The organism is Flagellimonas sp. B-3 (genome assembly GCF_056857835.1).
This window is the reverse complement of the sequence record NZ_JBSXNW010000022.1, coordinates 22,506-37,893: the sequence shown is the minus strand read 5'-3', so window position 1 is coordinate 37,893 and position 15,388 is coordinate 22,506. Positions and strand designations below refer to the sequence as shown.

Annotated in this window: 13 protein-coding genes; 10 read left to right on the top strand and 3 right to left on the bottom strand. The window is 41.7% G+C overall.

Going from position 1 to position 15,388, the window contains the following annotated elements; genetic code table 11:
* Positions 1 to 30 precede the first annotated feature (30 nt).
* From AC13CS_RS10095 to clpX, 7 genes are all read left to right on the top strand, one after another.
* A complete protein-coding gene (locus AC13CS_RS10095; protein ID WP_293167892.1) occupies positions 31 to 747 on the top strand; it encodes a pyridoxine 5'-phosphate synthase in 717 nt (238 codons plus the stop codon).
* Complete coding sequence (locus tag AC13CS_RS10090) at positions 747 to 1,517, top strand: alpha/beta fold hydrolase (RefSeq protein WP_293167894.1); 771 nt, start codon at positions 747 to 749, stop codon at positions 1,515 to 1,517. Before AC13CS_RS10095 ends, AC13CS_RS10090 begins: the two co-directional genes overlap by 1 nt.
* Positions 1,518 to 1,653: 136 nt before the next feature.
* Complete coding sequence (locus AC13CS_RS10085) at positions 1,654 to 3,156, top strand: SGNH/GDSL hydrolase family protein (protein WP_293167896.1); 1,503 nt, start codon at positions 1,654 to 1,656, stop codon at positions 3,154 to 3,156.
* Positions 3,157 to 3,229: 73 nt separating this feature from the next.
* A complete protein-coding gene (locus AC13CS_RS10080; RefSeq protein ID WP_293167898.1) occupies positions 3,230 to 3,574 on the top strand; it encodes a phage holin family protein in 345 nt (114 codons plus the stop codon).
* Between the two features lie 99 nt (positions 3,575 to 3,673).
* Positions 3,674 to 4,996 (top strand): trigger factor, encoded by a 1,323-nt coding sequence (tig, locus tag AC13CS_RS10075; RefSeq protein WP_293167900.1) that lies wholly within the window; start codon positions 3,674 to 3,676, stop codon positions 4,994 to 4,996.
* A gap of 90 nt (positions 4,997 to 5,086) precedes the next feature.
* Complete coding sequence (clpP, locus tag AC13CS_RS10070; protein WP_014033236.1) at positions 5,087 to 5,764, top strand: ATP-dependent Clp endopeptidase proteolytic subunit ClpP; 678 nt, start codon at positions 5,087 to 5,089, stop codon at positions 5,762 to 5,764.
* Between the two features lie 87 nt (positions 5,765 to 5,851).
* The gene (gene clpX / locus AC13CS_RS10065) at positions 5,852 to 7,087 is read left to right on the top strand and encodes an ATP-dependent Clp protease ATP-binding subunit ClpX (RefSeq protein ID WP_163625287.1); all 1,236 of its coding nucleotides are present in this window, start codon (positions 5,852 to 5,854) and stop codon (positions 7,085 to 7,087) included.
* A gap of 1 nt (position 7,088) precedes the next feature.
* On the opposite strand, the gene AC13CS_RS10060 is transcribed toward clpX, so the two are convergent.
* Both AC13CS_RS10060 and AC13CS_RS10055 read right to left on the bottom strand, forming a co-directional pair.
* Entirely contained in the window at positions 7,089 to 7,631 is a 543-nt protein-coding gene (locus AC13CS_RS10060) for a hypothetical protein (protein WP_293167904.1), read from the bottom strand.
* A 174-nt stretch (positions 7,632 to 7,805) separates the two neighbouring features.
* Positions 7,806 to 9,320 (bottom strand): GH3 auxin-responsive promoter family protein, encoded by a 1,515-nt coding sequence (locus tag AC13CS_RS10055; protein WP_293167906.1) that lies wholly within the window; start codon positions 9,318 to 9,320, stop codon positions 7,806 to 7,808.
* Positions 9,321 to 9,418: 98 nt separating this feature from the next.
* Here AC13CS_RS10055 and AC13CS_RS10050 point away from each other — a divergent pair, with 98 nt between their 5' ends.
* The 3 genes from AC13CS_RS10050 (at position 9,419) to AC13CS_RS10040 (ending at position 12,552) form a co-directional block, all read left to right on the top strand.
* Positions 9,419 to 10,213, top strand: coding sequence for a DUF2797 domain-containing protein (locus tag AC13CS_RS10050; RefSeq protein WP_293167908.1), 795 nt, complete (start codon positions 9,419 to 9,421; stop codon positions 10,211 to 10,213).
* Positions 10,214 to 10,406: 193 nt separating this feature from the next.
* Entirely contained in the window at positions 10,407 to 11,741 is a 1,335-nt protein-coding gene (locus tag AC13CS_RS10045) for a Na+/H+ antiporter NhaC family protein (RefSeq protein WP_293167910.1), read from the top strand.
* A gap of 43 nt (positions 11,742 to 11,784) precedes the next feature.
* Positions 11,785 to 12,552 carry a DUF6090 family protein gene (locus AC13CS_RS10040; protein WP_293167912.1) on the top strand — a complete coding sequence of 256 codons (768 nt, stop codon included), beginning with the start codon at positions 11,785 to 11,787 and terminating at the stop codon, positions 12,550 to 12,552.
* Between the two features lie 122 nt (positions 12,553 to 12,674).
* Here the strand turns inward: AC13CS_RS10040 and AC13CS_RS10035 are convergent, their stop codons facing one another.
* Complete coding sequence (locus AC13CS_RS10035) at positions 12,675 to 15,380, bottom strand: AsmA family protein (RefSeq protein ID WP_293167914.1); 2,706 nt, start codon at positions 15,378 to 15,380, stop codon at positions 12,675 to 12,677.
* Positions 15,381 to 15,388 lie beyond the last annotated feature (8 nt).

Genomic DNA, 15,388 nt, shown 5'->3' with positions numbered 1-15,388 from the left:
CTTATTTTTGACAATCTAAAAAAGAAGCACATGACAAAGTTGAGTGTCAACATAAATAAACTGGCTACATTACGAAATTCCAGAGGAGGCAACGTGCCCAACCTGATTACTTCCACCAAAGACATCGAATCTTTTGGTGCCCAGGGCATCACCATACATCCACGGCCCGATGAACGCCACATTCGCTACCAAGATGCCCGGGATTTAAAAAAGGTGGTGACCACGGAATTTAATATCGAGGGCAACCCTATTCCAAAGTTTATTGATTTAGTCCTTGAAGTAAAGCCTACACAAGTTACCTTGGTACCCGATGCCGAAGATGCCATAACTTCCAACGCTGGCTGGGACACCATAAAACACAAGGACTTTTTGGTGGACGTCATCAAAACTTTCAAAGAAAACGGCATCCGAACCTCCATTTTTGTGGATCCCGATGCAGCCATGGTGAAAGCAGCTGCGGAAACCGGTACCGACCGAGTGGAACTCTACACAGAAAGTTTTGCCCACGAATTTACCAAAGGCAACAAAGAAGAAGGCATTGCTCCTTTTGTTGAGGCGGCCAAAATGGCACACGAAGCTGGTCTTGGCCTTAATGCGGGTCACGATCTTAGCTTGGACAACATTAAATTTTTTAAGGAACACATTCCACACCTTTTGGAGGTTTCCATTGGGCACGCTTTAATCTGCGAGTCCATATATTTGGGGCTCGAAAATGTAGTGAACATGTACTTACACCGATTAAAATAATGGAGATACTACATTCAAAAATATTGGGCGAAGGACAACCTTTCATCATTTTACATGGATTTTTGGGCATGTCCGACAATTGGAAGACGCTTGGCTCCCAATATTCCGAAAATGGCTTCGAAGTCCATTTGATAGATCAACGGAACCACGGAAAAAGTTTTCATTCCGAAGCGTTCAATTACGATCTATTGAGTGATGATGTCATCAACTACATGGATCATCACAATTTGGAATCCGCATACGTGATGGGCCATTCCATGGGTGGCAAAACCGCCATGCAACTGGCCACTTCGCATCCAGAAAGGGTGACTAAATTAATTGTTGCCGATATTGCCCCAAAATATTATCCCCCGCATCACGATTTCATCTTCAACGGGCTCTCCCATTTGGATTTTAACCAAATTTCGGATAGACGTGAAGCGGATGAAGAGCTTTCCAAACATATCAAGGTAAAAGGGATTCGACAGTTCCTGCTCAAAAACCTTTATTGGGTGGAAAAAGAAAAGTTGGGGTTCCGCTTCAATTTTGATGTACTTAAAGAGCGTATGGAGGAAATTGGCGAAAACATAACCTCCAATGCCATTTATGACGGCCCTACCCTATTTTTGCGTGGCGACCGCTCGGAATACATCCAAGCCAACGACTTTGCCGAAATCAAAAGACACTTCCCCAATGCCCAAATTGAAACCATTGATAAGGCTGGACATTGGCTGCATGCAGAAAACCCAAAACAGTTTTACGAGAAGAGTTTCAAGTTTCTGAATTCTTAAAATTCACCCCTTTTTATTATGCATGCATAATTTTTTCATCCATTTAATTGTCTGTATGACAAATTTGATATAGATTTGGTTAGTTCTGGTTTTACCATTACAATTAACATAAACTAACTATTACAGATTATTTGATATGAAAAAGTTTTATGCCCTACTCCCATTTCTAGGCTTATTCTTGATTGCATGCGAAGATGATACCCCAATAACCGAAACACCGGGCCCAGAACCCGTAGAATACACCTCAGGATCTGCAGATTTCTCAAATTACGTAGCCGTAGGAAACTCATTGACCGCTGGTTTCTCGGACAATGCTTTGTTTGAAGACGGACAAAAAGCGTCTTTCCCAAACATGCTGGCAGCCAACTTTGCGCTCGCTGGTGGCGGAAGTTTTGAAATCCCTTTTATGGCGGATAATTTAGGTGGAATGACACTTGGAGGCACACCAATAGCAGGCAATAGATTGATCCTATCCTTTTTGGGCGAAAGTCCGAGTCCCGTTCCCGTTGAAGGACAAGGCGCAACAGATGTAGCCGTTAAATTACCCGGAACCTATAACAATATGGGTGTTCCCGGCTCCAAAAGTTATGAGTTGTTGGCCCCAGGATACGGCAGCGTAACAGGCGTGGCCAACGGAACAGCGAATCCATACTTTGCGCGGTTCTCATCTTCAGAATCGGCAACGGTAATTGGGGACGCTGCCGCACAGGGCGCAACATTTTTCACACTTTGGACAGGCTCCAACGATATTTTATTGTATGCCACAGGAGGAGGTACAGGAATTGACCAAACTGGCAACCTTGACCCAAGTACCTATTCCAGAAACGATATTACAGACCCTAATGTTTTTGCAGGCTCACTTGATGCTATGTTGCAAGCAATGACAGCAAATGGTGCTGATGGTGCCATTGCCAATTTGCCCAATGTAACAGACATACCTTACTTTACTACCGTACCTCACAACCCTATTCCTTTGGATGAGGCCACCGCTGCCTTTTTGAACAGCGCAGAAGCTTATGGTGCCTACAACGCTGGTTTGGCCCAATTGCAACAATTAAATATTATAACCGAAGAAGAGTTGGCAGAAAGAACCATCTCTTTTGCTCCTGGCGAAGGAAATGCAGTAGTGATCATTGATGAAGACCTAACGGATTTAACAGCATACAATCCTGCACTGACCAATATGAGGCAAGCTACTGAAGAAGACCTTTTGGTGCTTACCGCTAGAACACATATCGGCACACTTGCAGACCCGAACAACCCAACATCAATCAATGGAGTTGCCGTTCCTTTGGCAGATAAATGGGTGTTGACAACCGATGAGCAAGACCTTGTGGAAACAGCACTTGAATCATACAACCAAACCATTGCAGGTTTGGCCGCAGCTTACGACCTTGCCCTTGTGGATGCCAATGCATTGTTGAACGAATTAAAAGAAAATGGATTCCAACAGGCCGATGGAAGCATTGTAGATGCAACATTTGCCACAGGGGGTGGATTTTCTTTGGATGGTGTTCATCCGGCACCAAGAGGTTATGCCATTGTGGCCAATGCCTTTATTGAAGCCATCAACGCAAAATACAATTCTAATCTCCCTGGGGTTGATCCTTTGGATTACACCGGACTATATATTGACTAAACAAACATTATTTTCTTTATCTTAAAGGCACCGAAATTCGGTGCCTTTTTTATTTACAAAATCAATTGAACCTATGAAACTAATCCTAAGACTTTTACTTAATGCCCTAGCAGTTGTAATACTAAGTTACGTATTGCCCGGAGTGGGCGTAGATTCCATGTTTACCGCTATAATCGTGGCCGTAGTGCTCAGTCTGCTCAATTTTTTGGTGAAACCTATATTGATTATCCTTACCCTACCCATTACCATACTCACTTTAGGGCTCTTCCTCCTGGTAATCAATGCCATAATCATTCTTTTGGCAGCCAATTTAATTGACGGTTTCCATGTGGCCAGTTTTTGGTGGGCCATTCTATTTAGTCTGCTGCTCGCATTTTTACAAGCCATTTTACAATCCATTTCAAAAGAAGACCAATAGAAATCATTTTGTTTGAAAGTCAATGGTTTAAAAAGTTGTCAGCATCACAAAAAAGCGTTACTTTTGCATCCCATTTTTAGAAAGCAAATTAGGTAGGAAATGAATATAACCAAAGAGCAGATTGACGATCTTAATGCAGTTGTAAAGGTTGCCATAAGCAAAGAAGACTATCAAGACAAAGTAGAGAAAATCCTAAAGGATTATAGAAAACAAGCCAACATCCCGGGCTTTAGAAAAGGCCAGGTTCCGATGGGGCTTATCAAAAAGCAGTACGGCAAGGCTGTTTTGGTGGATGAAGTGAACAAACTGCTTCAAGACAATCTGAACAAATACCTTACCGAAGAAAAATTGGATGTTTTGGGTAACCCCCTTCCAAAACAACAAGACAATTTTGATTGGGACAAGGACAATCTCGACTTTGAATTTGAATTGGGATTGGCACCAAGCTTTGATGTCAATTTAAAGACAAAAAAAGCGGTGACCCAATATAAAATTGTGGCCGACAAAAAAATGATCGAGGAGCAAGTGGAACGTATTCAAAAGCAATACGGAAAATTGATTTCAAAGACCGAAGTGGGCAAAACCGATGAAGTAACCGGTTTCTTTGCCAACGAAGAAGAGGAAATCGATCACAAGGCCACCATCGAAATGGATAAGATCAAGAGCAAAAAAGCTGTTGATGCACTCGTTGGAAAAAAAGTCGGTGATACCGTTACCCTTTCCACAAAAGGACTTTTCAAGGAAGACTACCTCCTATCCGGCGCCTTGGGCATTGCCCGTGACAAAGCGGACGGCCTAAAAGTTGACGTTACCTTCACAATTGAAGAAATAAACGAGAGAGAACCAGCTGCTTTGGACCAAGAACTTTTTGATAAATTGTTCGGAGAAGGAAAAGTAACCTCCGAAAAAGAGTTGAAGGATAAAATCAAAGAAGATTCAGAAAAACAATTCGAACAACAATCCGATCAAAAATTGTTGAACGACATCACCGAAAAATTGATTGACGAAACCAAATTTGAACTTCCTTCCGAGTTCTTGAAAAAATGGATTCAGATCAGTGGGGAAAACCCATTGACCGAAGATGAGGCCAAAGAAGAGTTCGAAAAATCGGAAAAAGGACTTCGCTACCAATTGATCGAGGGTAAAATCATACAAGAAAACGAACTTCAGGTCCAGTTTGATGAATTGAAGGAATTCGCCAAAGGATTCATTAAATCGCAAATGGCCCAATATGGCCACATGGACCCCAAAGAAGAGGAATTGGAGAGTGTGGCAGCCAGAGTAATGAGCAATCAAGACGAGGTGAAAAGACTGTCCGAACAATTGATGAGCCAAAAACTTTTGGACCTTTACAAGGAAAAGGCCAACCTTAAGGTGAAGGAAGTATCTTATGACGACTTCATCAAGGAAGCATACAGCTAAGGCTTCGCTAAAAGAAAATTAAGTATCTTTACGGTGCCGGAAAGCTAATTTTTCGGCACCTTTTTTTTAAGATAAATCGAGTCAAATCCTATGGATTACGGAAAAGAATTTAAAAAATACGCCACCCAGCATCATGGCATAAACAGTATGTACTATGACAAGCTCATGAGTACCATGTACCCCATGAACATGACGCCAAACATTATCGAAGAAAGGCAAATGAACGCAGTTGCCATGGATGTTTTCTCCAGATTGATGATGGACAGGATTATTTTTATGGGCACGGGCATCAACGATCAAGTGGCCAATATTGTACAGGCACAGTTGCTCTTCTTGGAAAGCGCGGACGCCTCCAAGGATATTCAAATCTATATCAACTCCCCGGGCGGAAGTGTGTATGCAGGTTTGGGCATTTACGACACCATGCAGTTTATAAAGCCGGATGTAGCCACCATTTGTACCGGTATTGCGGCATCCATGGCGGCCGTGCTGCTTTGTGCGGGACACGAAGGCAAACGCAGTGGATTGCCCCATTCCAGGGTAATGATCCACCAACCGCTTTCCGGAGCGCAGGGTCAGGCCAGTGATATTGAAATTGCGGCCCAAGAAGTGCTTAAGATCAAAAATGAACTTTACGAAATCATTTCCAAGCATTCGGGCCAATCCTTCGATAAAGTATATGAAGACAGCGACCGCGATTTCTGGATGAAGGCTCCAGAGGCCAAAGCGTATGGAATGATCGACGAAATATTAGTGAGGGAAAAATAGAAATCCCTACAATTGATTAAAAAACAACCATTTAACGTAGAACAAATCCATTTTTTTTGCGTTATTGTTGGTTGAAGATTGAATTATATGGCAAAGGAAAATTTGGAATGTTCTTTCTGTGGTAGAAAAAAGCCGGAAACCAATTTATTGATCGCCGGACTTGATGCGCATATTTGCGATAGATGTATTGAGCAAGCCCATAGCATTGTAGCCGAAGAGTCCAAGCAATCAAAAAACCAAGATCTATCCTCCGAACTGGTCTTAAAAAAACCTATGGAGATCCATGATTTCTTGGACACATTCGTAATAGGACAAGAAAGAACCAAGAAGGTAATGTCCGTAGCAGTTTATAACCACTACAAAAGATTGTTGCAGCCCAAGGGCAAGGATGAGGATATCGAAATCCAAAAAAGCAATATTATTATGGTGGGGCAAACCGGAACCGGAAAAACCCTTATTGCCAAAACTATTGCCAAAATGCTCAATGTACCCCTTGCCATTGTTGATGCCACAGTTTTAACCGAGGCCGGTTACGTTGGTGAAGATGTGGAAAGTATTTTGACCCGCTTGCTACAAGCGGCAGACTACAATTTGGAAAAAGCGGAACGCGGTATTGTCTTTATTGATGAAATAGACAAAATCGCCCGAAAGAGCGATAACCCGTCCATTACCCGCGATGTATCCGGGGAAGGGGTTCAGCAAGGACTTTTAAAACTTTTGGAAGGTACCACCGTTAACGTTCCACCTAAAGGTGGCCGCAAACACCCCGACCAAAAATTCATAGAGGTAAATACCGAAAACATCCTTTTTGTTGCAGGTGGTGCCTTTGATGGTATAGAACGTATCATTACCAAACGTTTGAACATGCAAGCGGTAGGGTACAGTGCTTCCAAAGCAGAGGAAAACCTGGACCAAGAAAATATCCTTCAATATATCATCCCTAAGGACTTGAAGGAGTTTGGTCTTATCCCTGAAATTATCGGAAGGCTCCCTGTGCTCACCCATATGAACCCGTTGGATGCAAAAACGCTTCGTGCCATTTTAACGGAACCGAAAAATGCCATCATCAAGCAGTACGAAAAACTGTTTGCCATGGATGACATCAAGTTTACCATTACCGACCAGGCATTGGACTATATTGTTGAAAAAGCAGTGGAATACAAACTAGGGGCACGAGGTTTGCGCTCCCTGTGCGAAGCGGTCTTTACCGACGCCATGTTCTCCCTACCTAGTAGTGATGAAACAGAGTTTAAGGTAACAAAAGGATATGCCGAGAAAAAGCTCTCGTACGAAACAGTGAAAAAATTAAAAGCAGTCTCTTAATTTAGACTGCTTTTTTAGTAACATTCTCCAATAGCTCCAAACTAATCTCCGAGATAATTTTCTCATCGGAATAAAGGGTGTGCCCAAAATTGGGAACAATCCTTAGATTGGCACCAACACTTTTGGCCCACTTTAACCTGGGCTTGGACTTATCGCACTCACCGTAAATTAATTGCACATCGGTAGGCGCTGCTTGTTCTTCTGTTTCAATTCCAATAGCAGAAATAGCGGTAATTGTTTTTGCTGGCAAGCCCATTAACGAAGCTTTGTAAATAACCGTTGCTCCCATACCAAAAGCTAAATAATGCGCTGGTTGGGTTTCCTTTTTGATCAGGTTGGATACCGCCCTTTTAATTCCGTTTTCCTTAAAAGCCTTATCTATATTTTCTTCCGAGGAAATAGAAACATCAATATTGCCCAATTGTTGACAATCGTAAAAAACAATATCGTAGTACTGTTGAAGATAACCAAAATAAGAGGCTATCCAAAGTCCTTTTTTGGATCCCCATTTGTCTGAAATTATAACAAGTTTTTCTTCTGCCATGATTTTAATGGTTTTGTGTTTACAAAAAGATTTGATAGGGGGAATTTCATCAATAAACGTTGCAAATCCTCTTTTATTTGTTCAAAAGAAAAAATTCTACGGTGAACGGTTCAAATTTACGAAAACGTTTTCGTAAACCTCAGATGAATGTCGATTTTTTACGATAATCTACCCCTATTGGATATTCATTTGAAGAAGTTCCTCGATACAATTCCTCTCATTGGACAATCTTGGAATCTTGTGTTGGCCACCCAGCTTGTTCTGGGACTTGAGCCACTGATGGAACAAATTCTTACGAGCTACATGCACTTTGGGCATCTTTAAAGTGATATTGTTATAACGTTTTGCCTCGTAGTCCGAGTTCAGGGATTTAAGGGCATTGTCCAGCATTTCAGTAAAATAGGCAATACTCTCCGGTGGTTTTCTAAATTCTATCATCCACTCATGTGCGCCTTTTTCCTTGCCCGTCATAAAAATGGGGGCGGCGGTGTAATCCACTATCTCTGCCGCTGTCTTTAGGCAAACTTGTTTTAAGGCTTCCTCTGCATTTTCTATGATCAACTCTTCGCCAAATACATTGATATGGTGCTTGGTACGTCCGGTAATCTTGATTCGATATGGGTTTTTAGAGGTAAATCGTATGGTGTCACCAATTTTATATCGCCATAGGCCTGCATTGGTCGTGATGACCATGGCATAATTAACGCCCAGTTGAACGTCCCAAAGCGGAATGGCCTCTTCTCCTTCCCCATTGGAATCCATCGGGATAAACTCGTAGAAAATCCCATAGTCCAACATCAGTAAAAGCTCATCGGAATTGTTTTGATCCTGGATACCGAAGAACCCTTCGGATGCATTATAGGTTTCGTAATAATTGAACCTTTTTCTGGGCAAGAGTTTTTTATACTGGTTCTTATAGGGCGTAAAACTTACCCCTCCGTGAAAATACACCTCCAAATTTTCCCAAATCTCGAACAAGTGGTTTTTCCCTGTCTTCTCCAAAACCTGATTGAGCAATACCAACATCCAAGACGGCACGCCGACCAAACTGGTCACATTCTCACGGATGCTTTCCTCAATAATGGCCTCCAATTTAGACTCCCACTCGGTCATAAGGGAAACCTTGTTGCTCGGTGTACTGCTGTATTCGGCCCAAAGTGGCATATTATCGATCAATATGGCAGAGAGATCGCCAAAAAAAGTCCCGTTATCCTCGTAAAGTTCCTTGCTGCCGCCCAATCTTAAACTTTTCCCTGTAAATAATTGAGAGTTTTCATTGTTGTTGAGGTACAGGCACAACAAGTCCTTGCTCGATTTGTAATGGCAATCCTCCAAGGCCTCGGTACTTACGGGAATAAACTTGCTCTTTGCATTGGTGGTCCCGCTGCTTTTGGCAAACCATTTAATGGAAGTGGGCCAAAACAGGTTCTGCTCGCCCCTACGTGTACGCTCAATAAGCGGGGCAACATCTTCGTAGGTTACAATAGGCACCCTATTCCGGAATTCATCATACTTGGGCAAATCTTGAAATCCATATTGTTTCCCGATCATCGTATCTTTGGAAAAGTCCAAAAGCTGGTGCAGCACCTCATTCTGAACATCCAAAGGATACTTTAAAAAAAGCTCTATTTGATGGTAGCGCTTTCTCAATAACCAAGAAGCAATGGAGTTGAATAATGGTATTGGCATTTTAGGTATCTTTAACCAAAGAAACTAAGGTTGGTCCAACCGCTAAAATAGCTTTTCTAACACTCATTTTCAAATAAGATAAATACATTCATTTTAATATGCTATACGAAGGAGTACTGAGGAAGATGCGAACGGAAATCGGAAGTCCCATTCAATATTTTTTGGTTTTTGAGAACGACTTTATCAATATGAATCAAGGGCTGAACAAGGAACTTCAGATTGATTTTATCAAATTTCAATGCTTAAACTGTGGTGAGGACAAACCTATTTATCGGCAGGGGTTTTGCAAATCCTGTTTTTTTGAAACGCCCCGTGCCGGCGACTGGATCATGAAACCCGAACTGAGTACGGCCCATTTGGACAAGGAGGACCGTGACCTTGTGTTTGAAAAAAAGATGCAGCTACAGCCACACATTGTGTATTTGGCCAATTCCAGCAACATTAAAGTTGGGGTTACCCGTAAATCGCAGGTGCCAACCCGATGGATAGACCAAGGGGCTCACGAGGCCATCGAAATTGTAGAGGTTCCCAACCGTTATTTGGCAGGGATTACCGAGGTTGCCCTCAAAGACCATGTGAGCGACAAGACCAGCTGGCAAAAAATGCTCAAAAATGATATTGAGGATGTGGATTTGGTAGCGTGGCGCAACAAGTTAAAGGCAAGCATCCCAGATGAGGCCATTGCTTATTTTTTGGATGATAAAGAAGAGACCCATTTGGAGTTTCCCGTGCTGCAATATCCTGAAAAGGTAAAAAGCCTTAATTTGGACAAAACCCCAAGCTATAAAGGCGTGCTTAAGGGCATTAAGGGGCAATACCTCATTTTTGAGGACAATACAGTATTCAATGTTAGGGGTAGCGAGGGTTATTATGTAGGGATCGCCTTCAAATAATCCCAGACTTTCCAATTTGAATCCTTAATGTTCGGGAGATATACTTTCCCATTAAAAATAAATCCCTGATTATGGGTGTTTTACGATAAAAACACCTATTTTAAAGAAATATTTCGCTCCCACGTTGTTGATCATGGTTAGGTTTTTAGGGCGTCAACAATATGCCTTTACCATTCTAACCAACACCACCAACATGAAAAACTTTCCCAACGCCTTTGTTATCCTCCTAGGTGTAATTCTCCTGGTTTGGATACTCACTTACACCATACCGCAAGGGACTTACGAAAGAATAGTTGATTCGGAAACCGGTATTACTCGTGTGGTCAATGACTCGTACCAACAAATAGACACAGATAGCCCATCCTTTTTTGACCTTATAGTTTCCATACCTAAGGGAATAGCGGACCGTGCCGAACTAATTGTTCTCATTCTTTTGATCGGAGGCTGTTTTTATATTATTGAAAAAACAGAAACCTTTAATCAAGGATTGGCAAAACTGGTTTCATCTCTAAAGGGAAAAGAAAATTTGGCCCTTGTAATGCTTGCCGGGCTATTTACAGCAGGCGGAGCAACCATTGGTTTACAAGAAGAAGTAGTGGCCCTAGTCCCAATTTTGCTTTTGTTCGGTAAAAGTTTGGGCCACAACGCTTTTACCATGATTTTTGCCAGCTATGGTTCCACTGTAGTTGGTAGTTCCTTTGGTCCCTCTAACCCCTTTGGGGTTATCATTGCACAAAAAGAAGCTGCCTTACCTCTTTTGTCGGGGAGTTCTTTTCGACTCGTAGCACTCTTTATCGCCTTTGCCGTCTGGTCGGTTTACCTTCTCTATTACGCCAAAAGAAACAGGGTTGAAAAAGTAAAAATGGCCACGGAAAACACCTCGATGAATCTTCGCAACAAAATAATTCTATCGTTGTTGACCCTTACGTTTGCCTTTGTTGTTTTTGGAATAATCCGATTTGATTGGGGCTTTAGCGAAATGTCGGGCTGCTTTTTTGCACTAGGTATACTCTCTGGACTTATTGCGAAAATGGGGTGGAACAAAACTGGCGAAACCTATGTCGCAGGGATGAAAGAAATGGTTTTTGCCTGTATCATTATAGGATTGGCCAACAGCATTTCTATCCTGTTGAAAGATGGAATGATCATGGATACCATTGTTTATGGTTTATTTGGACCTTTGCAATACCTTCCTCCAGCGGCTTCTGGAGTTCTTATGATGGTTTCACACTCCCTTTTACATTTTCCTGTTCCCAGCTATTCCGGGCAAGCGGTTTTAACCATGCCCATATTGGTACCTCTTTCGGATTTAATAGGGTTATCTAGACAAGTTTGCGTGTTGGCCTTTCAATATGGGGCCATTATGTCCGATATGATCGTACCTACCAATGGTGCATTAATGGCCATAATAGCCATCGCCAAAATCCCATATGATAAATGGTTAAAATTTGCACTTAAACCCACTTTGCTCATGCTTTTGATTGGGGCGATTACCATTATAACAGCCGTTGTCTTAGGGTACAACTAATAGTCAAATTTTGTAGATTAGACACTCCTATTTAAATCCAATCATGCTCAAGTTTTTCAGAAAAATCAGAAAGGAATTGATTGCCAAGAAAAAAGTCAGCAATTACATTTTGTATGCCTTAGGCGAAATTGTTTTAGTGGTAATAGGTATTCTTATTGCCCTTGCCATAAACAATGCCAACGAGCTCAGCATAAAAAAGGAGAAGGAACAAATCTATCTTACAGGGCTTAGGGATGAGTTCGAAACCAGCCAAATCAAATTAAAAGAACTCATCTCTTTTAACAAACAAAGTTATGAGGATGCCAAAAAAATTGTAATCTACATGCAAAACACAGAGGCTTTACCGAACGAGCAGGAGCTTGCCAATTTGCTCTATAATGCCTTTGCATTTGATATATCTTTCAATCCCAACAATTCCCTATTGGAAGAAATGATCAATTCAGGAAGTTTAAAGGACATATCTAACCCACGCTTGCGGATTTTGCTAACCAACTGGATTTCTTTCATGGAGGATGTATCTAAACAGGAAATTATGCTTGATACGGAAAGGGACAAAATCATTGATATGTTTCGTAGCAAGGTAAATAGTATTAAAACCATTTACGACCTGACCGGTGTTTCTAGCGAACTGGGGCTTCCTGAAAGTTCTGAACAAACTAGCAACCGCAATCTACTATTATCAAAAGAGTTTGAGAACAATATGCTTATGTTCATCCTAACAAGTATAAAAACGGAGACAACTCATTACAATCCTTTAATGCAAAGTATAGATGAGATTCTGAAAACCATCGATACCGAAATAAAGGAATAAAAAGAAGCGGTTTAAAAAGTGACAAGATTTTTGCTTTGTCAGGTTGAGCGCAGTCGAAACCCAATGACTATTAGAACATTTTAAATTCTCGACTGCACTTAAACTGACAAATAACTGTCTTTTTAGTTTACCGTATCCTTTTTCTTTTTGCCGAGCAGTCCGCCCAAAATGGATTTGGCAGCATCTTTTACTTCGTCCTCCTTTTTGGCCTTTGTGCTATCCGTTGCAGATGTGTCCTTTTTGCCTCCCAATATATTCCCAATGGCTTCCTTAACCCCACCGGACTTGGTCGAAGTCGTATCGGTTTCATCTTTTTTAAAGGCATCGGATAAAAGGTCTTTTGCCTTGTCCTTGCCTTGGTTGATCAATTTTTGTTTTTGCATTTCCACCAACTTGGCAGTCAATGTTTTTACGCTCGACGTTAAATCGGTACTTACGGATGGATTGGTAAAATTACCTCCAATATTGGCAGTTACGGGCACGGTAACCTCACCCAGGCTGTCATCGTTCAATTGGGCAATCAATTTAGTCACCTCTGTACCCAAATATTTGGCAGGCACATTCAAAGTGGCCGAATAATTCATTTGCTTGTCGAACGAGTGGCTTCCATTTACATCAATGGCAATATCCTTGTAATTTAAGGTGAAGGGTTTCACTTTAACCGAACCATTGTCAAAAGTCAACGCAGTTTTAAGCCCGTCCAAATTAATTTCCTTGGTGTTTAAAAAACTAAGCTTACTGTCCAAAGCCGATACCAAAGGTGCTTTTTGGGTGTCTACCGTTGGATTTAGGAGCTCTGCCAAAAGGTTGCCCGAAATGGTGGCCAAGTTTGGCGTGAAATCATCTTGTAAGTTACCCGATATTTTTATGTCCGAATTGAGCTTTCCATTTATTGCACTGGCCAAAGGCGTCAATACTTTAAAAAGTTCCAATCCTGCAAAAGATTCTCCAACATTGAAATTGTTCATTCCAAGACTCATATCAAATGTTGAGGCCTCTTGCTTGGTCGATACAGACCCCGATAAGCCCAATGTGCCCCCGAACAAGTCCGAAGTAAGGTTTTTTACCGTCGCCGTTTCATCTTTGATGACCAAGGTTCCCTTTACATTTTTCAGGTTAAGGTTATCGTACACCACCGTATTGGCAACAGCCTCAATGGTACAATCCAAAAACGAGGGTATTTTGATGCGTTCCTCCCCGATTGGGGCCGATTTTTCTTCTTCTTCTGAACCTTCCGTTTCCACCGCTTCGGTTTCCTCGACCATAAAATCGTTCAGGGCAAACTTATTGGAAGCCAGTGTAAAGTTTCCCTCAATATTTTCATTGTTGAACATAAAGCCCAACAAATTGGTAAGGGTGCCCTTGGCATCAAAGTCCGTACCTCCCGTTTTACCAGTAAAGGAGTCTAGGGTAACTGTATTCGGGTTAAAGGTAACTGCCGCGGTGTTAATGGCAACAGGATTCTTAAGCTCCTCGGAAGCATATTCAAAACCAGATACCGATGCTTTTCCGCTGGTCTTGGTATTCTGGTACTGTTTTTTCTCCAAAGAAGCCATATCAAAGGCGGTGGTGACGTCGGCATTCAAGATCCCTTTGAGGTTATAATCGTCCGGCACGGGATAGGCCTTGGAAATATTCGCTAAGTTGATGCTTCCGTCCATGTGGGCATTTACCTTGGTATTGCCCATTAATTCGCGAATTTTTGCGTTCAAGTTGAATTTATCCTCATCAATAAGAAAGGACAACCTGTTAATGTTCACATAAGTGTCTTCGGTGATTCCCGTTTCGTTGTTGATTTCGGTATCGATATACACATTGCGCACTGATTTGGGCAAATCAGGGTACTTGAACGATGCATTTTCCGAGTTGATCGCAATTTTGAAGGTTGGAATATGTTCATCGTCCACCACACCTTTAAATTCACCACTCACCTCAAAATTTCCAGTGGTCTGTACGTTTTCAATATTTGAAGCGTAGGCTTCTGGTATCACCGCCAAAAAATTTTTGAAGTCCGATGATGGTGTCTCAAAAGTTATATCCACTTCTTGATTGTCTTCGTTGACCTTCACAAAACCATCGAACACCAAAGGCAATTGATTGATCATGGCCTTGTTTTCCAAAAAAGTGTATTTGTTCTCGCTCAAATCAATCCCGATGAGTGCATCCAAATTGATTTTGTTCTTGTTCAGATATTTGGTGCTATCCATTTCAAAGGACACCAAAGCATCGGTAAGGGTTTTTAATTCTGATTTTTCCAAGGAAAGGTCTCCGGTTCCCGAATGGTTCATTTCTGAAATGTCCAATTTTATTCCGCTGTCTAGGTCCTCATAAATAATCTCAGAATTGGTAATGGCATAGGAATCCATGTTCAGGGTAAAGTTGCTGCTGGTTTCTTCCGGTACTTCGGAAGTCGTTGTTTCGCTTTCTTTGGCGATGTCGTAATTGGCGTTGCCCTCCGCATCTGCTTTTATGTGCAATATGGCACCATCAATATTCAAAGTTTTGATGACAATGGGTTCATCTGCCGACTTGAACAGTTCCTTTATGGACATCGAGAGTTCAATTTCGGAGGATGCGAAAAGGGTATCGCCTTCAAACGGAGCCTTGTTGACCAAAGAGAGTTTGGTCAGTTCAACATTCGCATTTGGAAAACTTCTGAGAAGACTAAGGTCTGCCTTTTCGAAATCCAAGGTCGCGTTTATACTGTTGTTTACTTTTGTTTTGATGATTTCTTCAATTTTACCTTGAAGAAATAACGGGACAGCAATGATTATTGCTAGTAGGAAAAGTAGGGTTATTGCGGTAATTTTTAGGACTTTTTTCTTCATACTTGTAT